Genomic DNA, 24784 nt, shown 5'->3' on the forward strand with positions numbered 1-24784 from the left:
TTAACATTGTAACGATTTTATTTAGCGTATTATCCAGTTTACCTGGTATATAATTATAGTTACTGATATTTTTTTATCTAACACTGAATATGCAGGTCTTTTAACTAGTGCTGGATATTCATACGAGCTTAAAGCAGATAATTTTGGTAATTTTGGAATCATATTCAACTCATAAGCTTTGGAAATGATTAGTTTTGCAAAATCAAACCAACTCATTACCTCATCACCACAATAATGATAAATCCCAGGTATATTATTTTGTTTAATTAACTGAATAATGCAATATGCTAAATCACCGGCATAAGTAGGACAACCAATTTGATCATTAACAATTTTTAATTCACTTCGTTCTTTAGCCAGTCGAAGCATCGTTTTGACAAAATTGTTGCCATATTGGCTAAATACCCACGCAGTACGGATTATGGTTACATTCGGATTAACTTTTAAACATAATTGTTCACCCTGCAACTTGGTTTTACCATACACACCAAGAGGATTTGTTTGGTCTGTGGTCAGATACGGCTTAGTTTTTTCACCATCAAAAACATAGTCAGTTGAAATATGATAAAAACGCGCATTATTTTTATTAGCAGCAACCGCAAGATTATAAGGACCTTGTGCATTAATTTTTCTGGCAATTACCGCTTCTGATTCAGCTTTATCAACTGCTGTATAAGCAGCTGCATTAACAATAACATCAGGTTGATATTGTTTCACAAAAGATTCAACGTGTTCTGTATTAGTAATATCTAATACGTCATGATCAGCTGCTATTAATTGCCATTCATTAGGAACTATATCCTGGAAACAACGTCCTAATTGACCATTGGCACCAGTTAATAAAACTTTCACTACAATTCTCCTAATAATTTTCCAAGTTTATCTTTATCCGATAATAATGGACTTAACATCGGCCAGTTAATATTAACTGTTGGATCATTCCACAATAAACAACCTTCATCATGGGGATTATAGTAATCAGTACATTTATATTCAAAATCAGCAATATCAGAAATAACGACAAACCCATGGCTAATCCTGGTGGAATCCAAAATTGCGTTTTATTATTTTCAAACAAATTTACTCCTATCAATGTGGCGTATGTTGGTTAATCTTTAAGAATATCGACAGCAACGCCGAAAACTTCACCTCTAACGACTTGAACTAATTTATCTTGAGGATTCTTTTTTGAAAATGCAATCCACTTAATACATTTTTTCGTGATCGGGAATGATTGTCCTGAACAAAATCGTAATCTATATTCAACATTTTTTGATAGCGACGTTTTTCAAATGTTTCTAAAAAAAACCTCGCTCATCACCAAAAACTTTTGGCTGAATTATCTTAACATCTGCAATTGCGGTATCTATAACTTGCATTAGTTTTATTCTCCTAACAATCTATATAGATATTGACCATATTCAATTTTATTGAGTCTATTAGCTGCATCCCTTAGCTGATCTTGATTTAACCATTTATTATTAAATGCTATTTCTTCTAAACAGGCGATTTTCATTCCCTGGCGTTTTTCAACTGTATGAATAAATTGGGACACTTCGATCAGGCTATCGTGTGTACCGGTGTCTAACCAAGCAAATCCTCGGTCTAGCATTTCAACATTTAATTGATCTTCCTCAAGATACATTTGATTTAGGGTGCTAATTTCTAGTTCGTCTCTGGCTGATGGTTTAACCTGTTTAGCTAAATCTACAACTTGATTATCATAGAAATATAATCCAGTAACAGCCCAGTTTGATTTTGGTTTTGCTGGTTTTTCCTCAATAGAAAGTGCCTTGAAATTTTTATCAAACTCAACTACCCCAAAACGTTGAGGATCGGTGACTTGATAGCCAAATATAGTCGCACCTTCTTTTCTATTAGCAGCTTGAAGAAGTTTTTTACCAAAACTTTGCCCAAAATAAATATTATCATCTAATACCAAACTACAATTATCTCTATCGATAAATTCTTCCCCTAAGATGAAAGTTTGAGCTAAACCATCTGGGCTAGGTTAAACATAATTAAAATTAACCCCAAATTCACCACCATTACCTAAAAGGCGTTTAAAACCGTCAATATCATCGGGTGTAGAAATAATTAATATATCTCGGATTCCTGATAACATTAAAAATGATATTGGATAATATACTATCGGCTTATCATATATTGGCAGTAGTTGCTTAGAAGTACCTCTCGTTATCGGATGCAAGCGGGTTCCAGTACCACCGGCCGAAACTATCCCTTTCATTAAATACCTCCAATATTACTTTAATCTAATGTGATATTCCTATACGATCCATCTAAAATAGCCTGCCACCAATCTTGATTATTGAGAAACCATTCTACTGTTTTACGTAATCCGGTTTCGAAGGTTTCCTCTGGCATCCAATTTAATTCTTGATGAATCTTTGTGGCGTCAATAGCATAACGTGCATCGTGACCAGGTCTATCGGTGACGAATGTAATAAGCTCATGATAGCTGTTAATATTATTCGGATGTTTTGGACATAATTCATCTAATAACGAACAAATTGATTTAACCACATCAATATTCTTTTGTTCATTATGACCACCAATATTGTAAGTTTCACCAATTTCTCCCTTAGTAACAACCATATATAATGCACGAGCATGATCATCAACATATAACCAGTCGCGAATCTGTTGACCATCACCATAAACAGGTAAAGGTTTTCCTTGTAAAGCATTTAGGATGGTCAACGGAATTAATTTTTCAGGAAAATGGTAAGGTCCGTAATTATTGGAACAATTTGTGACAATTGTCGGTAAACTATATGTACGTAACCAAGCACGCACTAAATGATCACCAGATGCTTTTGAAGCTGAATAAGGACTACTCGGTGCATAAGGCGTCGTTTCAGTAAATAAGTCTGTTGTACCATGTAAATCACCATATACCTCGTCGGTGGATATGTGATGGAATCGAAATAACGCTTTTTTACTCGGATCCAAAGTGTGAAAATAGCTACGAGCTGCCTCAAGCATATTATAAGTACCAATAATATTGGTTTGTATAAACGCATCTGGACCATCAATAGAGCGATCTACATGACTTTCTGCTGCTAAGTGCATAACAGCATCTGGCTGGAATTGTTCGAAAATCTTTTTTAACTGTTCAAGATGACAAATATCAACGTGTGCAAATTGAAAACGATCGTTACCTTGAAATTGCTTCAAAGAGGCTAAATTGCCTGCATAAGTAAGCTTATCAACCACTACAACCTTATCATCTGTTTTTTGTAAAACATAACGTACGACGGCTGAACCAATGAAACCAGCACCACCAGTTATTAAGATTTTCATTTTAGTTACCTTGCGTTAAAAATTACATTAACGATAAAAGTTGTTGGAGTTTTTCTTCCATTAATTGCTTATTTCCACGTGCTTCTACATTTAGTCGAACAACAGGTTCAGTATTGGAAACTCGAAGATTAAATCGCCAATCAGCAAAATCCATACTTAACCCATCAGTCATATCAATAGTATGAGGTACAGATAAAAATTGCTGTTTCACCAATTCAATGGCTTGATCTGGATTGGTTAAAACTCTATTGATTTCACCTGAAACAGGATAAGCTTTAATACGTTGATTAACTAACAAACTCAATGGTTGTTTTTTTACACATAATAATTCAGTTACTAATAACCAAGGGATCATACCACTATCACAGTAAGCAAAATCACGAAAATAGTGATGTGCGCTCATTTCTCCACCATAAATAGCATCTTCCGTGCGCATTCTTTCTTTTATAAAAGCATGGCCTGTTTTTGATTGAATGGGTATACCACCATTTTTTTCAACAACTTCAATTGTATTCCATGTTAATCTTGGATCATGGATAATCTTTGCACCATGCTCTTTTAATAAAAATGATTCTGCTAATAAACCAACTATGTAATAACCTTCAATAAACTGCCCTTTTTCGTCAAATAAGAAACATCTGTCAAAATCGCCGTCAAAAGCAATGCCCATATCTGCATTGTTATTGATCACAGCTTGCCGAGTATCTTCGCGACATTCAGGTAATAATGGATTAGGAATACCATGAGGAAAATGCCCATTAGGTTCATGATGAACTTTTATAAATTCAATAGGTATATTTTCTAGCTTAAAACGTTGTTCAATAGCATCGATCACATGGCCTGCTACACCATTCCCTGAATTGATAACTAATTTTAGCTTTTTATTTAAATTATCTCGTTTAATATAACTCATCAAGTGATCGATATAAGGTTTAATAATATCAATTTTTTGATACTTTCCTCTTGTAACAACATTGATAAATCGCCCTTTTTCAGCTAATGCACGTATCTCATTTAATCCTGTATCACCACTAATAGGTTTAGCATTTTCGCGCACTAGTTTCATCCCATTATAATCAATTGGATTATGACTTGCCGTTACTTCAATACCACCGTCAACCCCCAAATAAAAAGTTGCAAAGTAGACCTCTTCAGTACCAACTTGCCCAATATCAATAACATCGACGCCTGCATCTTGTAGACCTTTCGCTAATGCCATTTTTAACGATTCACTAGTCAAACGTACATCACTACCAACTACAACTTTTTTGGCCTGTAAATATTCGCCATAAGCACGTCCAATGCGATAAGCAATATCTTCATTTAACTGTATACCCAACTTTCCTCGGATATCATATGCTTTAAAACAAGTTAGTTCCTCATGAGTATTCATTTTTGACATTCCATATATAAACTTATTAATAAAAATCTTCAAATCGAATGATATCATCATCACATAAATATCGACCGGATTGAATTTCAATCAATTCAAGATCAATTTTACCGATATTTTCAATCGCATGTTTTTGCCCCAAAGGGATATAAACAGACTGATTTTCGATCAACAATTGAGATTTTCTACCAATTGTGACTTTAGCAGTTCCCGACACTACGACCCAATGTTCAGAACGATGGTGATGCAACTGTAATGATATTTTACCACCAGGTTTAACTTTGGTATTTCTTACTTTATAAAATTTATCACTATCAATTAAATCTGTTTTACCCCATGGTCGGTAGGATTCGCGATTATCGCGATATTCGATACGATCACTCTGTTTTAATTTTTCAATAACTTGTTTGACGTCTTGAGATTGCTCTTTATGCATGACCAATACCGCATCTTTGGTCTCAATAATAATTAAATTGTTAATCCCAACCGTAGCCACCAATTTATTTTCGGAGCGGATATAACTATCATTGGTATTTATAGCAATGACATCGCCTTGAATAACATTGTTGCTATCATCTTTTTTACTCATTTCCCATAGTGATAACCAACTTCCTACATCACTCCATTGTGCATCCATTGGCACTACAACAGCATCTTGTGTATGTTCCATCACAGCATAATCAATAGAATTAGAGGGACATTTTTCAAATTCTGTTTTATCCAAACGAATGAAATCCAAATCAATAGATTGATGGCATAATGCAAGTTTGCAATGTGTTAAGATTTCAGGACAATATTTTTCTAACTCATCTAAATAACGCTGTGCTTTAAATATAAACATTCCGCTATTCCATAAAAATTGCCTTGATTGGAGGTAATCTTTAGCCGTTTCCAAATTAGGTTTTTCAACAAAATTTGCTACATCAAAGGTGGTTGCTGATACTTTTTTGCCCTTTTTGATATAACCATATCCTGTTTCAGGGTAAGTTGGTATGACACCAAACGTTACTAATTTATCATTACTTGCATGAACAACTGCATCTCGAATCGCGTTATAGAATGCCAATTCATTACGAATAACATGGTCAGCCGCTAATACCAATAAAATACCATTAGGATCTTTGCGCATAACTTCAAGTGCAGCTAAAGCTACAGCAGGTGCGGTATTGCGTCCACAAGGTTCTAAAATAATATTATTCGCTAATTGATCAATTTCTCTTAGCTGTTCAGCAACAACAAAACGATGTTCCTCATTACAAATGATTAAAGGATTTGAGCGATTTTCTAATCCATGTAAACGCTTAATTGTGGCCTGTAACATGGTATCTTCGCCAAACAATTGGATAAATTGCTTAGGATAAGATTCTCGTGATAATGGCCATAGCCTACTACCGGTACCACCTGCCATTATGATAGGATATATTTTATTCATTATCATTTACTCTTTGAAATTAATTCAATATATAAATCATCAACTAATTTATTCATCGTTAGCGCCGAAAAACGTGATGTAACAAAATCAATGCAATGCTTTTTCATCAAACGCCAATCATCTTCCGTTTTACTATTTAATAAGTTAATGATACTTAACATGTCACTTTCAAAATCAAATAAATATCCAGTGTTGCCATTATTAACCACTTCTGGTAGTGCACTACAGTTGTTTGCCAAAACCGGTAAACCAAAACTCTCAGCTTCTACTGCAACCAACCCAAATGATTCCCAACGACTTGGCATTACTAACACCATTGAATGCTGAAAATAAGGTATAATAGATTGATAATTCAGCCAACCTAAGTAATTGACATTATCTGCCTTTAAACGTTCTACATTTTCGTGAACACTATCTCCGATAATCGTAAATTGAAATTGGTGCTTGTCTAACCTTTTAATTAATTCAATTAAATAATCATAACCTTTTTGCCGGTCAAAACGACCAACAAATAATATTTTCTTTTTATGATTACAAGGGTCATATGGTGAAACCGTGTCACAACGAATAAAATCAATACCATTGTATATGACGCATAATTTGGCACGATTTATGCCATAATTAATAGCTTGCTGCTGTTCAAAATAGCTAGTACAGATAATTCGATGGGTGATAAATTGTAAACAACGTTCAATAACAGCGTAACAACGGACTTTAAAACTGGTCGTCGCCATCAAAAATGAAAAAGCATGCGGACAATAAATAACAATCGGTCGCTGAATGGGATATAAAAATATTAATGAAATTCGACAAATTAAGCCAGCAAAACTACTGTGGATATGAATGATAGCAGGTTTATTTTTAAGTACTAAAACAATAAAATTTTTTAATAAAGATAGCAAGGATAAGCAATTTCGACCGGTGCGCTGAAACAAATATTTTTTTCCTTCCGGAACATGAGCCAATTCTTCTGCTTGACTATCAGGCACCAATACACTGACATCATATTTTTTTGCTTGATAAGCAACCAGTTGTTGCATGACTGAAGCAACTCCGCCCTTAATTGTTTCAGCAACATGTAGGATTTTCATTACTTATTCCTGGCTCATTAGTTGGTTAATGGTATCATTTAAAATTTGAGCAGAATCAGCCCAAGAAAATCTTGCCACATTCTGTAAACCTTTGGTTACTAATCCTTTGTATAATTGTTTATCTTGAAGTAAAAGATTTATTTTTTCTTTAATATCATTAACATCTTTTGGATTAAAATAAATCACACTGTCGCCTAATACTTCTGGCATGACTGACAAATTAGATGAGATAACTGGGCAACCACATGCCTGAGCTTCTAATGGTGGAATACCAAATCCTTCATATAATGAAGGAAAAACGAAGGCATAAGCATTTTGATAAAGTTCGATCAACTGTTCATCTGAAACACGACCTAAAAAATTAATGTTTTTTTCATTTTGATATTGAATAGCAATCGAACCTTTATTTCCCACAATTTTCAATTTCAATGTAGGATGATTAAGCAATAAAAAAGCTTTTACTAACGACTCGAAATTCTTATGTGAAAAATCAGAAGAAACCGCTAATAAATATAGTTCATTATGATGATTATCATAATGTGGTCTAAACTTTTTATCAACAGCATTGTAAATTACCTTAATATCACGATGATATTTTGGATAAAAATACAAAATCTCTTGCTTAGAAAATTGGCTAACAGTTAAAATTTTCTTTGCTCGTTTAATAAGGTTCGGCACCATTAATTTATAAAATAAACCAAATCCCAATGAAACAGTTTTAGGGTAACGTTTAAATATTACATCATGCAATACAATAATATTGTTTTTATAAAAAATAGGTGCTCGATTACATAAATTAATTAATAGATGATTGCCCTGTTTCTTGAGGAATTTTGGTAGTTCAATTTGTTCCCAGTAAAAACCATTTTTTTTACCTACTACTTGTACAGGAAAAGATCTTTCTAAAATAGCAATGTTTTCCACATTCGGTACTAAAAATACAAGGTCATGACGTAGCTTTAATAACTCCTGACAAATCTCTAAAGCAAAGCGTTGTACGCCTGTCATATTTTGAGTTAAAAAACGAGCATTAACATATACTTTCATAGCCATTATATTTTTTCCTAATTCATTTTTCTTTAGAATCTAACATAATCAAATAATAATATAATAGGATAATAAAATTATCGACTGTCAGAATATAAACCGTAGAAGTGAATAGTACTAAGATAAAAAACTTAAAACTATCTAATTTAAGTATTACAACCGAAAAACAAATTAAAATTATACCAAACAAGCCAAAATCTAAAATTAAACCAATAAAACCAATTGATGGATATAAATGACGTTCATTTACCAGATAATCAACTAATGCCATACTTTCAGAATTAAAACAATTAAAATCTACAGGACATCCTGAGAGCAAATATTTTTCTTGCATATTAAAGACCAGATAAGCAGCAGAGAAACGATGAGCAATAGATTCGTTATCATAAAAATAATTGGTCGATCCAATATTCAAATAAACAGCGATATAACAATAAACTAAAAACAAAACTAAAAATGTCAGAAATACTGGAATCTTATTAATAAAATTTTTAAATAAAAATAAAATGGGTAACAATAAACCTAAAATTGAAATTTTAGATAAACTAAATAGAAAACCGAGTAAAAAAATGACGTTTTCAACAAATGTCATTTTTCCATATTGTTTCCTTATTAAAAAAACAATACATAGTAAAGAAACAAAAAAACCAGCTTCGCGAGACAAACCAGACATTCTTGGAAATAGAAACAAAACATACTGATTTGTAAAAGTAAGAGTTGCATATTCCCCCCATAATGCCAAAGACATTTGCTCTGGACCTAACGAACTAGCTAGTACTGGCGAATAGAAATAAGTAACAAATTGAATAATACAAAATATTGCTGAAAATAAGAAACACGCATATATTTTTTTTATTATTGCCTCACCAATAAAGAAAATATAAGCAACACCTAAACTTATCGAAAAACATTTAATGGTTAAGTTAAATTTTAAAGATAACAAACAACCAGTTAACCATAAAAATAATAAAAGAACATATTTTAAATTAATTCTTTCTATTAATTTAAGCACAAATTCTTTATCGCAACAGATCATTGGTAGCCAAAGATAAATTGTTGTGTCATCGATAGAAGGATTAAATGGCGTTGCTATAAAAAAGAAGGCGATTAACCATCTTAAACAAGATAAACCTGTACCTTCTTTCGCTACGATGCGATTAAAATGATTGTTTACAGAAACATTATTTACTTTTAGCATAGGGGTCACAATTTAGTTGATGGATTTATATTAATACGCCCACTTAAAAAACTTTTTAACAAAAGCGCTAAATTATTTATTCTTTCCTGATCATTTTTACCAGAAAACAAATGAGACTCAGGTAAATAATCCAACATACCATCTCTAGCTGATGATAAAACAGGAATATGATATTGTAAGGATTCCAACATAACTAAAGGAACACCTTCAAATCGTGAAGGCATAATGACTAAATCAGGTAAAACGTCTAGCTCCCATACATTGTTAACCCAACCATAGAAGATAACCTTCGTTTTTTTTAATTCATTAGCTACCATTGACTTTAATTTTTCTAAATCAGGTCCATTACCCACAATATGAAGACTAATTGTTTTTCCCGAAGGAAAATCTGGTTCTATTCGTGATAAGGATTTCACTAAAATATCATGACCTTTTTGGGAGAAAATGATACGGCCAATAATGAAAAGATTAATCGTTTGGGAATCATATTTAGTTAAAGAATGTGAATTTAAATCAACTTTTTTTAAAATAAAATTTTCAAGTATAAAAATATTTGCTTTGGGATTGTAGGCTTTTAATTTTTCCTTAAATACACGTGCAATGGTTATATAATTTTGGCATGACCGATAGACCCAGGGACTAAGAAAATCTTTGATCATCCAAAATTTACTTCCCATTTCCCGAAATGAATGTGTATAAGGGATATATGAAATAACATTTATATTTAATTTGTTAGCCATAAGAAGAAAAATACTACCTTGCTCAATATCTCCTTGAATGATAACTAATGAATTATATTGTTCATTCAATTCTAATAATAATTTTTCCGCTTTCTTACGATAAGAAAAATTAAAAAAAGATTGAACTATTTCCCCTTTTTTATGATTTACATTATGCAGTTGATAACTTAAATGATTCAATGCAAATGCTTTTTTCAAACTCTCATTTTTAGAAGGTATAAATGAATCGATAGTACAATTTTCATTAAATTTTTTTATAATATTGATTGCCATACTTTCATGGCCACCAATTATAGCTGTCACAAAAATAAATGCAGTTCGAGTACCTAGTTGATCCAATACTAATTGAGTATCATCGAATTTATGGTTAGCATAATTCACTTAATCAAACTCTCACTTATTAAAAAATTATACTATAATATCAAAATGTTGTATTAAAAAATACAATTTAAGTTTAATTCTTTTCTAACATAATTATAGGAACTAACTAAATATAAATAAAATTTAAATTTTATAAAAATGATTATTAATAGATTATTTTATTTGAAGAATTTTTGTTTTTGGCAAAAATATAATCGATGAGTAATTTCAAATAAATATGTCAAAACAGCTATGATCGTAAATTGATAAACTGCGTTAAAACCAACTAAAATATAGGTACCAAATATTAGTAACAAATAAAATATTGTTGTAAAAAAACAATTTTTAAGTACAAAATTATATAAACCAAAAACAATTAAACAATTACGCGCTAATGGAACACTAACAGCTAAAATAATTGGAGATAATAATAAAATTTCCGTTGGTAAAAGTGTCCCGGTTAATCCTTTTGATAAAAAATCAAGCATGAAAGGTAAAAAAGGTTGTATTAATATAATTAAACTTATTACCCCTATAAGAGATAAGTATATAAATTGCCTTACAAATTGCATATTCTTTTGTTTTGCGACCTTGGGATAAATAGCATTATTAGCTACAACAATCAATTGCATAAAGATATTCATAATTTTTGTTGCTAAATCGTAAATAGCCACATCAGTCATACCTAAAAAAGTACCAATGAATAGTATATTAAAACGATCCTTGACAGCAACAGCTATATTAGAAATAAAAATCGGCAATCCATCCTTTAAATAAAGGATTATTTGGCTTATTGGTTGGAATGAGAAATTATTTTTATGTTTAACTATCATAATAAACAATGCTATTAATCCACCAATGAAGATACCTATTGCATTCAATAAAGGTACATAAAGATAATCGTCAGGCTGATGAATAAATAAAAAAATCGCGATCAAAAATATACACTTAATCACTATGGTTAAATAAGTAATATATTTCATTTTTTCGATACCCTGAAAATACCAGATTGGTAAAAGCAGTTCATTAAATGTTAAGAAAAAAGTAAATATATAGAGCAGTTGGTATTGATGTAAAAAAGGAATAAAGTAAATCATTACTAGGAAGAAAAAAAAGAGTGTAATCCATAAGAAAAATTTTGTGATCATTATAGTTGAGATGATCTGAGATAGCTTTTGTTTATCATTGCGATGAATTGATATTGCTTTAGTCCCTGTTGCTTCAAATCCCCAATCAATCATTAAAGAAAAAAAACTACACAGCGATTGAGCAAATACCACCGAACCAAACATAGTGGCGCCTAGTGTTTTAATTAAGTAAGGATAAGTAATTAAAGGATATAAGAAATTAAATAACTGTGTTAAAGATAAAAATAAAAAATTTTCAAAAATCCCTTGATTTTCAGATAATTTGGTTTTAATAACACTCAATTTAATCATAAATTAATTAATCTCATCCAACACTTTATATTTTTCCCAATCCAAGGAGACAGTTAATTTAGTCACAAAATTTTATAAAAATTTGTTCCTTACAATTTCTGCAATTTTAAATCAGAAAAGTCTTTTATGATTTAATTGTTAAGAATTTCTTCTATTTTACGAATTATGAATTCTTGTTATACTTGCCCCTAAAATACTTAATTTCTCTTCAATTGCCTCATAGCCACGGTCAATATGATAAATACGATCAACAATGGTTGTCCCTTTAGCAATACAACCAGCCAAAACTAAGCATGCAGAAGCACGTAAATCGGTTGCCATGACTTCAGTACCTGTTAGGGTTTCAACGCCATGGGTAATAAGCGTATTACCTTCAATTTCAGCTTTTGCACCCATTCGAATCAATTCTGGAACATGCATAAAGCGATTCTCAAAAATTGTTTCTTTAATGATACCTGTTCCTTCAGCAACAATATTAAGTAATGTAAATTGTGCTTGCATATCGGTTGGGAAGCCTGGGTGAGGAGCGGTATAAATGTTTACAGCCTTGGGGCGTTTGCCTCGCATATCCAGACTAATCCAATCATCACCTGTTTCAATTTCGGCACCCGCATCACGTAATTTTGCAATTACCGCATCCAATGTAGACGGTGCAGTATTACGACAAGTAATTTTACCTTTAGAAATTGCTGCTGCTATCAAATAAGTACCCGTTTCAATTCGATCTGGTAAAATTTTATGAACACCACCACCAATTTTATCAACACCTTCAATCGTAATATGCTCAGTCCCTGCTCCTGTAATTTTTGCACCTAAGGCATTTAAGAATTTCGCAGTATCTGCAATTTCTGGTTCACAAGCAGCATTTTCAATAACGGTTGTCCCTTCAGCCAAAGTCGCTGCACACATGACAGTTACCGTAGCACCTACACTCACTTTATCCATAACAATGTGTGCACTTTGAAGACGACCATTGACTGTCGCTTTAACATACCCTTCATCAAGATGAATTGTCGCACCTAATTTTTGTAAACCAGAAATATGCAAATCAACTGGACGAGCACCAATAGCACATCCGCCAGGTAAAGAAACTTGACCTTGACCAAATCTGGCTACTAACGGACCTAATGCCCAAATCGAAGCACGCATCGTCTTAACCAATTCATAAGGCGCACAAAAATGATTAATTTGACTGGCATCAATTCGAATACCATCATTTCGTTCAACTTTCACACCTAAACGCTCTAATAATTCTAAGGTAGTATCAATATCTTTTAATTTAGGAACATTCTTTATTTCAACGGGCTCTGTTGCTAACAAAGAAGCAAATAAAATAGGTAGAGCAGCATTTTTAGCGCCAGAAATGATTACCTCACCATTTAAAGAGGTTGGTCCTATGATTTTAAATTTATCCATAAAATAATTATCTTTTATATGCAATGACCATGAAACGATACATCATTATAAATGGAATAACAAAATCTGTAATTATTAATTTAATTAAAACATGAAAATGTATGTTTAATAATAAAAAATATATTTTTTCAATCGCATTTTTCAAAACGAAGCAAGTGATTAGATTTAAAAAAAATGTTAATATTCACCTCATGGCGATATAGAAGGAAAACAAAATGTTTGATGATTTAGCTAAAGCAGGAAAATATCTCGGTCAAGCAGCTAAATTAATGATCGGTATTCCCGATTATGATAATTATGTACAACACATGAAATTAACTCATCCTGATCAAAAACCAATGACATATGAAGCGTTTTTTAAAGAACGTCAAGAAGCCAAATATAGTGGTAAAGGCGGCTTTAAATGTTGTTGATTTAGTCATTTCAAACAAATTTAAAAAGGCCAATAATGACAATAACAAATCACATGCCGGTGACTATTCTGACTGGATTTTTAGGTTCTGGTAAAACGACTTTAATAAATCATTTACTAAATCATAATCATAATGAGAAAATTATGATAATTGAAAATGAATTTGGTCCGATTAATATTGATGGTGGTTTATTAAAACACGATACCAATATCGATATCATTGAAATGACTAATGGTTGTATCTGTTGTAGTGTACAAGGCGAGTTAATTACTGCATTACATCAACTACATCAAAAAAGATTAGCCGGTGAAATTAATTTTGACCGTTTAATTATTGAAACAACTGGTCTTGCCGACCCTGCCCCTATTTTGCAAACCTTTTTTATTGATGATGTGATCCGTGAAACAATTCAACTTGATGCCGTTATCACTACAGTAGATTGTGAACACATCTCAACACACTTAAAAAATCATCGTGTTGCCGCTTCACAAATCGGTTTTGCTGATCGTATTATTTTAACCAAAACAGATCGTGTTAAAACGGCAGATAAATTATCGGTTATAGCTCGAATCAATGCGATTAATAATAAGGCCATGATCATTGAAGCTAATCATGGTCAAATTGCCAAAACACAATGGCTTGATTTACATACTTTTGATTTAAATGATGAATTAACGATTAGTAAAGGTTTTTTTACAGTCGATATGAGTAAACAGTTGGTAACTAAATTTACACCTTTTACATCAAAATTACATTCATATCAATCATATGATGATAATATTTTCTCTTATTTATTTGAAGCTACTGAATTAGATCTCAAAAAAATTGGCAGTTTTATTGAAAAACTGATCGAACAATATGGTAATGATATGTTGCGCTATAAAGGCGTTTTAGCAATCAAAAATCAATCACAGAAATTAATTATACAAGGAGTACATAAAGTTGTCGGATTTGATTATGGGTCTGCTTGGGATAACATAACGCCAAAAGAATCTAAATTCGTTGTGATTAGCCGTAAATTGCCTTTTGAAGAATTAAAACAACAGTTTTTAGCGACTATTGCCGATTAATAAAACTACCGAATGAATAAAATACGCCCTTAAATGGGCGCGTAAGATAATGCTAAGGAGAAAAATAATTATATAAAATATTATAACAATTTAGTGTCAAAGTCCCAATAACTTGCGTTCACGTTGCCATTCCGCCGGTGTATAAGTTTTAATTGATAAAGCATGTATACGATTATCCGCAATATAAGGGGATAACGGAGCATAGACTGCTTGTTGTTTTTTTACTCGACTTAAATCAGCAAACATATCACCTACGGCAATCACTTGAAAATGACTTCCATCATCAGTGATAGCATATACCTCATCTAAATTGAGTGATTGTTTTAACTTCTCTTCAATTTCTTTCTTATCCATATCAGAAAACAACGCTTATATTATTTAAAATTTGAACTAATTGAACCAATAATATTAGATACTTGTTCAATTATTATAAATCAATTTATGGTAAAACATTATTATACTTAAAACACTTTAAGAGTAAATCTAAACTAATAACGCATCAAGATCATAGAGCACGATCAATGTTTTAAGCTGCTGATTTATTGCAATTAATTTAATGTTTTGTTTAATACAAAAATAAGTCAATAGCGCTAAACCGGCAGAATCAACACGGTTTAACGCTGACACATCTATACCTGTAATATCCTTAAGAAGCTCAGTTCTGTTATGCCAAAGTTGATTAAGTGTATCGCAATCCAATACGCCACTAAGATGTAATATTTTATCTTGTTTTTGTACTGTAATTACTTGCATAACAACAACTCCTTACCCTAAAACATGTTATTTTGAAATGGTACTTTTACTTTGATTAGCATTTGGATCAATTTTTTGGTTAGCTTGTGACTGCAATTGAGCAATTAAAGCTTTAATACCTTGCTGTCTAACAACGGTCGACCATTCGCTTTGTTTCGTTGTGATCATACTAACGCCTTCTGCCACCATATCATAAGCTTGCCATTCACCTGTCGCCGTATTTTTTCGCCATTGAAAATCTAATCGAATAGGTTGCTGAGTTTTGTCTGGGTTAAGTAATAGCACCCGTACTGAAACGATATTTTTGCCACTGATATCTTTTTCAGTTTCAACTTGATAAGTTTGACCGTTATACATCGATAATGCTTGAGCAAATGCTTGAACCAAGTATTTTTCAAAAACGTTAAAATAAGCTTCACGATCCTCTTTGGATACATCTTTATAATTATCGCCCAATGATAAAGCTGCAGCATATTTAACATGAACATAAGGTAATAAATCACTTCTTACCACATTTTTTAAAATGTCAGGATTACTTTTTATTTGAGCACTTTGTTCATTAATCGCCACAAAGATTTTATCTGCTGCATTTTGAGTTTTTTGATAAGGATTTTGTAAATCAGCTTCAGCTGCCATAACAAAAGAAGCTAAAAACAGGGAACAAATACAAATACATTTCTTTAACATTTATCATTATCCTCTTAATTAAAACGGTATTCTTTGATTTAAGCTTTTTTATCTTTTGCATTACCAGAGCTAAACAAGAATTGACCAATTAAATCTTCAATTACCATTGCCGGCGAAGTATTATGAATAACAAATCCTTCTTCAAAATAATCTGGTATTTTTTCTTCGAAATTTACAGATGGATCTTCATTTATACCACGATCCTGAGCATCTTCAATATCAAGTTCATTTTCGGAGCTTTTAGCGATACCTAAACTAATAGCAATGAATTGCTCGCCCAAAAGACCAGAAGTCTTAATTGATAAACTACTATTACTTGGAATACGATCATAGTTAGCATCAATATCCATCGTGACATAAGGTTTATAATTTTTCAAAGTGATATTAGCTATTCTTCCAATTACAACACCACCAATTTTAATCGGTGAACGTGCTTTCAAACCACCAACATTATCAAAAATAGCATAGACCCGATAAGTTGAATTTTGACTAAATGTAGAGACATCCGTTACTCTGAAACATAGAAACAGTATTGAACAGATAGCAATAATCATAAAAAATCCAACCATGATTTCGATTTTGCGACTCATGTTTATGTGACCTCGATTAACTAAACATTAATGAAGTTAGAATAAAATCTAACCCTAAAATAACCAATGATGAATACACAACCGTACTGGTAGTGGCTTTGCTGATCCCTTCAGAGGTTGGTAAAGAATTATAGCCATTGAATAATGCAATCCAAGTGGCTGCGATTGAAAAAGCAAAACTTTTAATGAAGCAATTGACAGTATCATGCCACCAATCAACATTATTTTGAATAGATGACCAGAAAAATCCTGAATCGATACCTTTCCAATCAACACCGACTAAAGCACCGCCTAAAATACCCACAGCGATAAATATTGCAGTTAAAAAAGGTAAGCAAAAGAATCCTGCCCAAAAACGTGGAGCGATAATTCTTCTTAAAGGGTCAACGGCCATCATTTCCATACTAGATAACTGTTCGGTTGCTTTCATTAAACCAATTTCCGCCGTTAAAGCTGATCCCGCTCTTCCGGCAAACAGTAATCCGGCAACAACGGGTCCTAATTCGCGTAATAGCGCTAAAGCGACTAACATACCTAAGCTGGCTTCAGCACTGAATGTGGTTAAAATAAAATAACCTTGCAATGCTAGAACCATGCCAATAAATAAACCAGAAACCACAATAATTGTTAGTGATTGCACACCTACAAAATAAAACTGTTTGACCCAAAGGGGAAACTGTTTTTTAAACTCAGGTTTGCCAACCAATGCACCAAATAACATGATTCCGGCTTGACCAAACAAGGCAATAAAATTAATTCCCGATTGCCCGATTCTGGCAAGAATATTTAACATTAAGATATACCTCGACTTAAATCAGTTAGATAATCTTCAGCAGGATAGTGAAACGGAACTGGTCCGTCAGCTAAACCTTCTAAAAACTGTTTGACGCGCATATCGTCATTCTGGCGCAGTTCTTCTGAGGTACCACCGGCAATAATATGTTTTTCAGCAACAATATATGCATAATCTGCAATGCTTAACACTTCATTGACATCATGGGTAACGACAATACAAGTTAATCCTAACGATTGATTTATTTCAGCGATTAATTTAACAATCACACCCATTGAGATGGGGTCTTGCCCAGCAAATGGTTCATCAAACATAATGAGATCGGGATCTAAAGCAATGGCACGAGCTAATGCTGCTCGCCTTGCCATACCACCTGATAATTCAGAAGGCATTAAATTAGCAGCCCCTCGTAATCCAACTGATTGTAATTTCATTAAGACTAAATTACGTAACACGGGTTCAGGCAAGTTAAGATGCTCACGTAAAGGATAGGCTACATTTTCAAATACTGTTAAATCCGTAAATAATGCACCTGACTGAAATAACATACTCATCCGTTTGCGAACTTCATATAAACGCGAACGAGATAAAGTGGGTATATTTTCGCCATCAAATAATATTTTGCCAGATTGTGGTTTAAGCTGACCACCGATTAATTTTAATAAAGTAGTTTTACCAATGCCTGAAGGTCCCATAATCGCAATGATTTTGCCCTTAGGTACCGTCAAATTCATATTTTTATAAATTGGTCTTGCCCCACGATAAAATGACATATCATGGATTTCAACCAAATTATCAAATTTTGTTGAGTTGCTTTTTAGTTCTGTCATCTGTAGTTTCTCAAAGTAAAGACCATCCAGTTAACAATATCACTTATTTAGTTTACATTATCTTTTTAATTTATGAAAATAAAACTAATATAAACAAACAATTCTATTTAAAATTTAATAGCGAACCATCGTATTATCGATGGTTAATGCCCAATCATCAATACCTTTATTTAAATTATAAATTTGTGTTTCATCAAAACCATTTGCTATCAGGTAATTCGCAACATTCAAACTCCTGATCCCATGGTGGCAATAAATAATAATTTGTTTATCATCGGGAATTTCATTTAAATATAAGGGAATCAGATTCATCGGAATATGATGGGCATGTGGCAATTTACAAATTTCAACCTCATTATTTTCCCGCACATCCAATAAAAAGATATCATTAGGTTGTTGATTTAATATTTGTGCTAATTGTTGGCTTGAGATAGGTTGAATCATATTATGCATTACTCCATTGGCTATATGAATTTTTTAATAGTATAAACATTACAACAATCTCATAATCCTATTTTAAACACCGCATGCAAGTCGCCACAAAAATTCTTTATGGCGCACGGCATGTTATCTGATGCCTATTTTAAAAAATCACCTATATTTATGATTAAACATTTTCTTTAATGAAATCTAATTAACCTTAAAGGTTATGCTAAGGCTTTGCTAATTTTTTCATAAAGATCATTAGATAAATTATCCAACTTTAAAAGTCGCTCCAGTGCACTACGCATTAACGAAGCACGTTGCTCATCATAACGTTTTAAGCGAATTAACGGATCAATAAGCCGCGAAGCAACCTGTGGATTTTTCAGATTTAATTCGATTAATATTTCAATTAAAAAATGGTATCCGCTACCATCTATCGCATGAAAAGCTGCTGGATTATTATTAACGAAAGCACCAATAAGTGAACGAATACGATTCGGATTATTCAACGAAAAGGCGCGATGCATCAGTAACTGTTTTACCGTATCTAAAGCGTGATCTGGACTAGTTGCTTGTAATATAAACCACTTATCCATCACCAAACCATCTTGATACCAACGTTCATCAAAATGAGCTAATAAACTATCTTTACACAATAATTGCCCCATAACCGCGGCTTGCAATGCTGCCAAACTATCTGTCATGTTATCCGCATGTTGATACTGTTTGTTGACTAATAAATTGACTTCTTTTTTGTTATCAGCATAAGCTAGTAGATATAAACAACTATTTTTCAAAGCTCGTTTTGCCATATTCGCATGATCAATACGATATTCAGACAAGCAATGACGATAAATGGCATATAATTCATCATATAATTCATTAGCAAATTGTTTCAGTAAAAATTGACGCACTACGTGAATGGCTTGCGGATCGACTACAGCAAACAAATTGGCTATTTCATTTTCGGACGGTAATGTAATAATTTGAGCAATTAATGCCGGATCTAGAGTATCTGAGAGCAAAATTGCACGAAAACCATCAATAACACTTTCAGGAAGCATCATCGCCTGGTTTTGTTGGTAATAACTCACATTAAGGCGTATATACTTGGCAAGCAACATTTGAGCTGCATCATAACGATTAAAAGCATTACTTGCCTTTTGCATCAAAAAGATCAACTCATCATCTTGATAATCATAATGTATTTTTACTGGCGCTGAAAAGTCACGTAGTAAAGCTATGATAGGTTTTTCTTGTACATGATCAAAGATAAATTGCTGTTCAGTTTGATGTAAATTAAGAACATGATTGATGGATTTACCTTGATACTGTAAATCTATGACACTGCCATCTTTTGCATATAATTCAATATCTAACGGTATATGCAAAGGTTGCTTTTCTGTTTGATCAAGCGTTGGTGGCGTGGTCTGTTTAACGGTTAAAATATACTGTTGATTTAATTTGTCAAATTGATCTGTGACGGTAACTTCTGGCGTTCCCGACTGACTGTACCATAATTTAAAATGGGTTAAATCTATGCCAGATGCATCTTGCATTGCTTGAACAAAATCATCACATGTTGCCGCACTGCCATCATGACGCTCAAAATAAAGTCGCATGCCGGCTTGAAATTTTTCTTCTCCCAGTAAAGTATGCAACATTCGAATTACTTCAGCACCTTTTTCATACACAGTAACAGTATAGAAATTATTCATTTCAATGACTTTTTCCGGTCTAATTGGATGAGCCATAGGGCTGGCATCTTCAGCAAACTGCACTGTACGTAATATTTTTACATCATCAATACGTTTAACTGAACGTGACCCCATATCAGCACTAAATTCTTGATCACGAAAAACCGTTAATCCCTCTTTTAAACTTAGTTGAAACCAATCACGACACGTCACGCGATTACCTGTCCAGTTGTGGAAATATTCATGACCAATTACACCTTCAATGCCTAAATAGTCATTATCTGTTGCTGTTTCTGGTTTCGCTAACACATATTTCGAGTTAAAGATATTTAAACCCTTATTTTCCATTGCCCCCATATTAAAGAAATCAACCGCAACAATCATAAAAATATCTAAATCATATTCAAGACCAAAACGTTTCTCATCCCACTGCATGGCATTTTTAAGACTGGTCATGGCCCAATGTGAGCGATCTAAATTGCCTTTATCAACATAAATTTCTAAGTCTATTTTACGTTGACTTTTAGTAATAAATTGATCATGTAATATATCAAAATCGCCAGCGACTAAGGCAAATAAATAACACGGTTTTGGAAAAGGATCTTGCCATTGAACCCAATGCTGATTATTTTCAAGATCGCCTTGGGCAATACGATTACCATTAGAAAGCAAATAAGGATATGAGTTTTTATTTGCAGTTATACGTGTCGTAAAACGTGCCAATACATCAGGTCGATCTAAATAATAGGTAATGTGGCGAAAACCTTCAGCCTCACATTGCGTACACAATGCTTCGCCCGAAACATATAATCCTTCTAAAGCTGTATTATCAATCGGTTTGATTTCATTAACAATCGTTAAAGTAAATTCACTCGGAACGTGATAAATTTCAATGCCAGATGCGGTTATTTTATAGTCTTGCCATGGTTGCTCATCAATATTCATTGCTAATAATTTTAAATCTTCACCATCGAGAATCAGCGTATTCGTCGCCTTATTGAGTTGCACAATATGGCTACGTGCCGTTACAGTAGTAATTTCAGGCGCAAGATTAAAATCAAGATCAATATCAGTAATGGTGAAATCAGGTTTTTTATAATCTAAACGATATTTTGCTATTGGGCTATTTTTGTTCATAATTCACTCGAATGTCCGACTTAATTACTAAAGTATATTACGCTTTATTAGGAAATAATATACTCCTTGATTTTTATTCTGCTATAATTTATCAAATTTGGTAGAACAACTCTCTGAACTTTATAAATTAAATGCAATCTCCAATATTAACATCATTGTTAGATACTGATGCTTACAAATTACATATGCAGCAGGCGGTATTTCATCATTATCCTAATGTTATTGTTGCCGCTGAGTTTCGTTGTCGAAATCATGAAAAACTTGGCATTTATACCGAAGCCATTAAGCAACAAATCCATTTTATGGAACAGCTTTCTTTAACCGATGATGAATTTAATTACCTAAATCAAATCAATTATTTCAAACCAGATTATTTAAGTTGGTTGAAAAATTGGCATTTTGATCATCGACTGGTTACCATTCGTAATGATAATGGTGATCTTTATATTCGTATTGAAGGCAGATGGTTAGATGTAATTTTATGGGAAGTCCCTTTATTAGCAGTAATCAGTGAAATAGCCCATATGGACAGAACCCCAAAGGTAGGTATTGAGCAAGCAATAAGCCATCTCGAAGCTAAATTGGCTAATTATCACCATAAAACTGCAGCTTTTGATATGTCACAATTTTTTTTAATGGATTTTGGTAGCCGTAGACGCTACTCTTATGCAGTACAAGAAGCCGTAGTTTGCTATTTAAAAAACCATTTTCCAAACTTTAACAGCACCAGTAATTATTTATTAGCTTATAAATATGGATTAAAACCAGTAGGAACGCAAGCGCATGAATGGTTCCAAGCGCATCAGCGATTAACAGATGATTTAGCAAATTGTCAGCGCAAGGCATTGCAAATTTGGCTTGAAGAATATCCCCATGATTTGGACATTGCTTTAACCGATTGCATTACTATGGACGCTTTCTTAAAGGATTTTGATAGTGATTTAGCAAATCGTTATCAAGGATTACGCCATGATTCAGGTGATCCCATTGAATGGGGAGAAAAAGCCATTGCACATTATCAGCAACTTGGTATTGATCCTAAAACAAAAATTTTAGTTTTTTCAGATAGTTTGAATTTTGATAAAGCAATCAAGATTTATCAACATTTTTTTAATCGTGTTAAACTATCTTTTGGTATGGGAGGGCATCTTGCCTGTGATATTCCAGCCACCTTAAATTCTCAGACTAAAGCATTAAATATTGTGATCAAGTTAGTCGAATGTAACGGACAATCAGTCGCAAAGTTATCAGATAGTCCGGGAAAAACGATATCTCATGATATTGGATTTATTGAAGAATTGAAAAAAACGTTTAATGTAACAGGCAACAATTAAATATTAAAGGCTAGACAAAGCATAATGGAAATGACAAACATGAGTAATATCGCACCGATTACGGATATTTTACAAGGTAAAATTGCTGTAGGCAGTTCAATTACCGTACAAGGTTGGATTAGAACCCGCCGTGATTCTAAAGCAGGAATATCTTTTTTAGCTATTTATGATGGTTCATGCTTTAACCCAATTCAAGCTGTGGTTGAAAAAACCTTAGCGAATTACGAAAGTGACGTTTTAAAACTCACTACTGGCTGCTCGGTACAAGTTACTGGCATCGTCGTAGAAAGCCCTGGTCAAGGTCAACAATTTGAATTACAGGCCACTGCTGTTAAAGTATTTGGTTTTGTCGATGACCCAGAAACTTATCCCATGGCAGCTAAACGTCACTCCATTGAATACTTACGTGAAGTTGCACATTTAAGACCAAGAACCAATATTGTCGGTGCAATTACCCGAATACGGCACACATTAGCGAATGCTATTCATCAGTTCTTTAATGAACGCGGATTTTATTGGATTTCCACTCCAATTATTACGGCTTCCGATACCGAAGGAGCTGGTGAAATGTTCCGTGTTTCAACTTTAGATCTGGTTAATTTACCGCGAAATGACCAAGGTAACATTGACTTTGATAAAGATTTCTTTGGTAAAGAAGCATTTCTGACTGTTTCAGGACAATTAAATGCCGAGGCATATGCATGCGCACTCTCAAAAGTCTATACTTTTGGTCCTACATTTAGGGCTGAAAACTCCAATACAACGCGTCATTTAGCAGAATTTTGGATGATGGAACCCGAAGTGGCTTTTGCAGATCTAAATGATATCGCTAAATTAGCTGAAGATATGCTGAAATATGTCTTTAAATCAGTGTTAGAAAAACGTGCTGATGATATGCAATTTTTTGCCCAACATGTTGATAAAGAAGCCATTTCGCGCTTAGAAAACTTTATAAATTCAGATTTTGCTCAAGTTGATTACAGTGATGCGATTAGCATTTTACAAAATTGTAATACTAAATTTGAAAATCCAGTAAGTTGGGGGATTGATCTTGCTTCTGAACATGAACGTTATCTAGCTGAAAAACATTTTCAAGCTCCGGTAGTCGTTAAAAACTATCCAAAAGATATTAAAGCTTTTTACATGCGTATGAATGATGATAACAAAACTGTTGCGGCGATGGATGTATTAGCACCAGGTATTGGTGAAATCATTGGTGGTTCGCAACGTGAAGAACGTTTAGAAATGTTAGATAAACGCATGTTAGAAATGGGATTAAAACAACAAGATTATTGGTGGTACCGCGATTTACGCCGTTATGGCACAGTGCCTCATTCTGGCTTTGGATTAGGATTTGAACGGTTAATTGTTTACATTACTGGTGTACAAAATGTACGTGATGTTATTCCGTTCCCAAGAACACCACGAAATGCTAATTTTTAATATTAAATTGACCACGCTTAAGTAGTAAACAGGCTAAAGCATGCTTATTTTTTAAGCAAACAAACATCGTTTTACGGTTAGACAACGGCTTTTATGAAAAGTTCACTTGATTTTAAAAAAAATTCAATATAATTTGTACGCATAAATATTCAAACAATGACTACTTATGCT

General features: G+C 33.0%; 22 protein-coding genes and 2 pseudogenes. 4 read left to right on the forward strand and 20 right to left on the reverse strand.

All coding sequences use genetic code 11. The features are described from left to right. Positions 1-21 precede the first annotated feature (21 nt). The 12 genes and pseudogenes from rfbD to murA form a co-directional block, all read right to left on the reverse strand. A complete protein-coding gene (gene rfbD / locus FcAc13_RS09030; RefSeq protein ID WP_187755892.1) occupies positions 22-852 on the reverse strand; it encodes a dTDP-4-dehydrorhamnose reductase in 831 nt (276 codons plus the stop codon). Next, a pseudogene (gene rfbC, locus FcAc13_RS12425) lies at positions 852-1379 on the reverse strand (dTDP-4-dehydrorhamnose 3,5-epimerase). Before rfbC ends, rfbD begins: the two are co-directional and overlap by 1 nt. 5 nt (positions 1380-1384) lie before the next feature. Further along, positions 1385-2248 (reverse strand): annotated as a pseudogene (gene rfbA / locus FcAc13_RS09040) (glucose-1-phosphate thymidylyltransferase RfbA). Positions 2249-2268: 20 nt separating this feature from the next. Next, a complete protein-coding gene (gene rfbB, locus FcAc13_RS09045; RefSeq protein ID WP_187755893.1) occupies positions 2269-3324 on the reverse strand; it encodes a dTDP-glucose 4,6-dehydratase in 1056 nt (351 codons plus the stop codon). 22 nt (positions 3325-3346) lie between these two features. Next, positions 3347-4717: a phosphohexomutase domain-containing protein gene (locus FcAc13_RS09050; protein ID WP_187755894.1), complete on the reverse strand. Its 1371-nt coding sequence runs from the start codon at positions 4715-4717 to the stop codon at positions 3347-3349. 25 nt (positions 4718-4742) lie between these two features. Continuing rightward, the gene (locus FcAc13_RS09055; protein ID WP_187755895.1) at positions 4743-6155 is read right to left on the reverse strand and encodes a mannose-1-phosphate guanylyltransferase/mannose-6-phosphate isomerase; all 1413 of its coding nucleotides are present in this window, start codon (positions 6153-6155) and stop codon (positions 4743-4745) included. After that, entirely contained in the window at positions 6152-7240 is a 1089-nt protein-coding gene (locus FcAc13_RS09060; RefSeq protein ID WP_187755896.1) for a glycosyltransferase, read from the reverse strand. Before FcAc13_RS09060 ends, FcAc13_RS09055 begins: the two co-directional genes overlap by 4 nt. 3 nt (positions 7241-7243) lie before the next feature. Then, on the reverse strand, positions 7244-8293 hold the full coding sequence (locus FcAc13_RS09065) for a glycosyltransferase family 4 protein (RefSeq protein ID WP_220679970.1): 1050 nt from the start codon (positions 8291-8293) through the stop codon (positions 7244-7246). A 16-nt stretch (positions 8294-8309) separates the two neighbouring features. Beyond that, positions 8310-9485, reverse strand: a complete 1176-nt coding sequence (locus FcAc13_RS09070; RefSeq protein WP_187755897.1) for a hypothetical protein — start codon at positions 9483-9485, stop codon at positions 8310-8312. A 5-nt stretch (positions 9486-9490) separates the two neighbouring features. After that, complete coding sequence (locus FcAc13_RS12430; protein ID WP_187755898.1) at positions 9491-10606, reverse strand: glycosyltransferase; 1116 nt, start codon at positions 10604-10606, stop codon at positions 9491-9493. Positions 10607-10764: 158 nt separating this feature from the next. Continuing rightward, positions 10765-12024, reverse strand: a complete 1260-nt coding sequence (locus tag FcAc13_RS09080) for an oligosaccharide flippase family protein (RefSeq protein WP_187755899.1) — start codon at positions 12022-12024, stop codon at positions 10765-10767. 156 nt (positions 12025-12180) lie between these two features. Beyond that, positions 12181-13440: a UDP-N-acetylglucosamine 1-carboxyvinyltransferase gene (gene murA / locus FcAc13_RS09085; RefSeq protein WP_187755900.1), complete on the reverse strand. Its 1260-nt coding sequence runs from the start codon at positions 13438-13440 to the stop codon at positions 12181-12183. A gap of 215 nt (positions 13441-13655) precedes the next feature. On the opposite strand from murA, the gene FcAc13_RS09090 reads away from it, so the two are divergent. Together FcAc13_RS09090 and FcAc13_RS09095 are read left to right on the forward strand one after the other, a co-directional pair. Continuing rightward, entirely contained in the window at positions 13656-13853 is a 198-nt protein-coding gene (locus FcAc13_RS09090) for a YbdD/YjiX family protein (RefSeq protein WP_187755901.1), read from the forward strand. 35 nt (positions 13854-13888) lie between these two features. Beyond that, entirely contained in the window at positions 13889-14923 is a 1035-nt protein-coding gene (locus tag FcAc13_RS09095) for a CobW family GTP-binding protein (RefSeq protein ID WP_187755902.1), read from the forward strand. 96 nt (positions 14924-15019) lie between these two features. On the opposite strand, the gene FcAc13_RS09100 is transcribed toward FcAc13_RS09095, so the two are convergent. The 8 genes from FcAc13_RS09100 to pepN form a co-directional block, all read right to left on the reverse strand. Beyond that, positions 15020-15277: a BolA family protein gene (locus FcAc13_RS09100; RefSeq protein ID WP_187755903.1), complete on the reverse strand. Its 258-nt coding sequence runs from the start codon at positions 15275-15277 to the stop codon at positions 15020-15022. 129 nt (positions 15278-15406) lie between these two features. Beyond that, on the reverse strand, positions 15407-15676 hold the full coding sequence (locus FcAc13_RS09105; RefSeq protein WP_187755904.1) for an STAS domain-containing protein: 270 nt from the start codon (positions 15674-15676) through the stop codon (positions 15407-15409). A gap of 27 nt (positions 15677-15703) precedes the next feature. Then, positions 15704-16363: a phospholipid-binding protein MlaC gene (gene mlaC, locus FcAc13_RS09110; RefSeq protein WP_187755905.1), complete on the reverse strand. Its 660-nt coding sequence runs from the start codon at positions 16361-16363 to the stop codon at positions 15704-15706. A 38-nt stretch (positions 16364-16401) separates the two neighbouring features. After that, entirely contained in the window at positions 16402-16953 is a 552-nt protein-coding gene (gene mlaD / locus FcAc13_RS09115; protein WP_187755906.1) for an outer membrane lipid asymmetry maintenance protein MlaD, read from the reverse strand. A 16-nt stretch (positions 16954-16969) separates the two neighbouring features. Then, positions 16970-17746, reverse strand: a complete 777-nt coding sequence (mlaE, locus tag FcAc13_RS09120; RefSeq protein WP_187755907.1) for a lipid asymmetry maintenance ABC transporter permease subunit MlaE — start codon at positions 17744-17746, stop codon at positions 16970-16972. Next, complete coding sequence (mlaF, locus tag FcAc13_RS09125; RefSeq protein ID WP_187755908.1) at positions 17746-18576, reverse strand: phospholipid ABC transporter ATP-binding protein MlaF; 831 nt, start codon at positions 18574-18576, stop codon at positions 17746-17748. The genes mlaE and mlaF overlap by 1 nt, the downstream gene beginning before the upstream one ends. A gap of 114 nt (positions 18577-18690) precedes the next feature. Then, the gene (locus FcAc13_RS09130; RefSeq protein ID WP_220679976.1) at positions 18691-19020 is read right to left on the reverse strand and encodes a rhodanese-like domain-containing protein; all 330 of its coding nucleotides are present in this window, start codon (positions 19018-19020) and stop codon (positions 18691-18693) included. Positions 19021-19223: 203 nt separating this feature from the next. Beyond that, on the reverse strand, positions 19224-21836 hold the full coding sequence (gene pepN, locus FcAc13_RS09135) for an aminopeptidase N (RefSeq protein ID WP_187755910.1): 2613 nt from the start codon (positions 21834-21836) through the stop codon (positions 19224-19226). Between the two features lie 131 nt (positions 21837-21967). On the opposite strand from pepN, the gene pncB reads away from it, so the two are divergent. Together pncB and asnS are read left to right on the forward strand one after the other, a co-directional pair. After that, positions 21968-23170: a nicotinate phosphoribosyltransferase gene (pncB, locus tag FcAc13_RS09140; protein ID WP_187755911.1), complete on the forward strand. Its 1203-nt coding sequence runs from the start codon at positions 21968-21970 to the stop codon at positions 23168-23170. Between the two features lie 39 nt (positions 23171-23209). Further along, positions 23210-24613, forward strand: a complete 1404-nt coding sequence (asnS, locus tag FcAc13_RS09145; protein WP_281382625.1) for an asparagine--tRNA ligase — start codon at positions 23210-23212, stop codon at positions 24611-24613. The last annotated feature ends 171 nt before the right edge of the window (positions 24614-24784 follow it).

The sequence above is a fragment of the Frischella japonica genome, assembly GCF_014489845.1.
Lineage (GTDB): Bacteria > Pseudomonadota > Gammaproteobacteria > Enterobacterales > Orbaceae > Frischella > Frischella japonica.

Bases quoted from the DNA above. Each gene is read 5' to 3' on its own strand.
- mlaE (WP_187755907.1), bottom strand. From the start codon at position 17,746: ATGTTAAATATTCTTGCCAGAATCGGGCAATCGGGAATTAATTTTATT.
- asnS (WP_281382625.1), top strand. From the start codon at position 23,210: ATGAGTAATATCGCACCGATTACGGATATTTTACAAGGTAAAATTGCT.
- FcAc13_RS09095 (WP_187755902.1), top strand. From the start codon at position 13,889: ATGACAATAACAAATCACATGCCGGTGACTATTCTGACTGGATTTTTA.
- pepN (WP_187755910.1), bottom strand. From the start codon at position 21,836: ATGAACAAAAATAGCCCAATAGCAAAATATCGTTTAGATTATAAAAAA.
- mlaD (WP_187755906.1), bottom strand. From the start codon at position 16,953: ATGAGTCGCAAAATCGAAATCATGGTTGGATTTTTTATGATTATTGCT.
- FcAc13_RS09055 (WP_187755895.1), bottom strand. From the start codon at position 6,155: ATGATAATGAATAAAATATATCCTATCATAATGGCAGGTGGTACCGGT.
- FcAc13_RS09080 (WP_187755899.1), bottom strand. From the start codon at position 12,024: ATGATTAAATTGAGTGTTATTAAAACCAAATTATCTGAAAATCAAGGG.
- FcAc13_RS09050 (WP_187755894.1), bottom strand. From the start codon at position 4,717: ATGAATACTCATGAGGAACTAACTTGTTTTAAAGCATATGATATCCGA.
- rfbB (WP_187755893.1), bottom strand. From the start codon at position 3,324: ATGAAAATCTTAATAACTGGTGGTGCTGGTTTCATTGGTTCAGCCGTC.
- mlaC (WP_187755905.1), bottom strand. From the start codon at position 16,363: ATGTTAAAGAAATGTATTTGTATTTGTTCCCTGTTTTTAGCTTCTTTT.
- murA (WP_187755900.1), bottom strand. From the start codon at position 13,440: ATGGATAAATTTAAAATCATAGGACCAACCTCTTTAAATGGTGAGGTA.
- FcAc13_RS09060 (WP_187755896.1), bottom strand. From the start codon at position 7,240: ATGAAAATCCTACATGTTGCTGAAACAATTAAGGGCGGAGTTGCTTCA.
- FcAc13_RS09100 (WP_187755903.1), bottom strand. From the start codon at position 15,277: ATGGATAAGAAAGAAATTGAAGAGAAGTTAAAACAATCACTCAATTTA.
- FcAc13_RS09105 (WP_187755904.1), bottom strand. From the start codon at position 15,676: ATGCAAGTAATTACAGTACAAAAACAAGATAAAATATTACATCTTAGT.
- mlaF (WP_187755908.1), bottom strand. From the start codon at position 18,576: ATGACAGAACTAAAAAGCAACTCAACAAAATTTGATAATTTGGTTGAA.
- FcAc13_RS09065 (WP_220679970.1), bottom strand. From the start codon at position 8,293: ATGGCTATGAAAGTATATGTTAATGCTCGTTTTTTAACTCAAAATATG.
- FcAc13_RS09090 (WP_187755901.1), top strand. From the start codon at position 13,656: ATGTTTGATGATTTAGCTAAAGCAGGAAAATATCTCGGTCAAGCAGCT.
- FcAc13_RS09130 (WP_220679976.1), bottom strand. From the start codon at position 19,020: ATGATTCAACCTATCTCAAGCCAACAATTAGCACAAATATTAAATCAA.
- pncB (WP_187755911.1), top strand. From the start codon at position 21,968: ATGCAATCTCCAATATTAACATCATTGTTAGATACTGATGCTTACAAA.
- FcAc13_RS09070 (WP_187755897.1), bottom strand. From the start codon at position 9,485: ATGCTAAAAGTAAATAATGTTTCTGTAAACAATCATTTTAATCGCATC.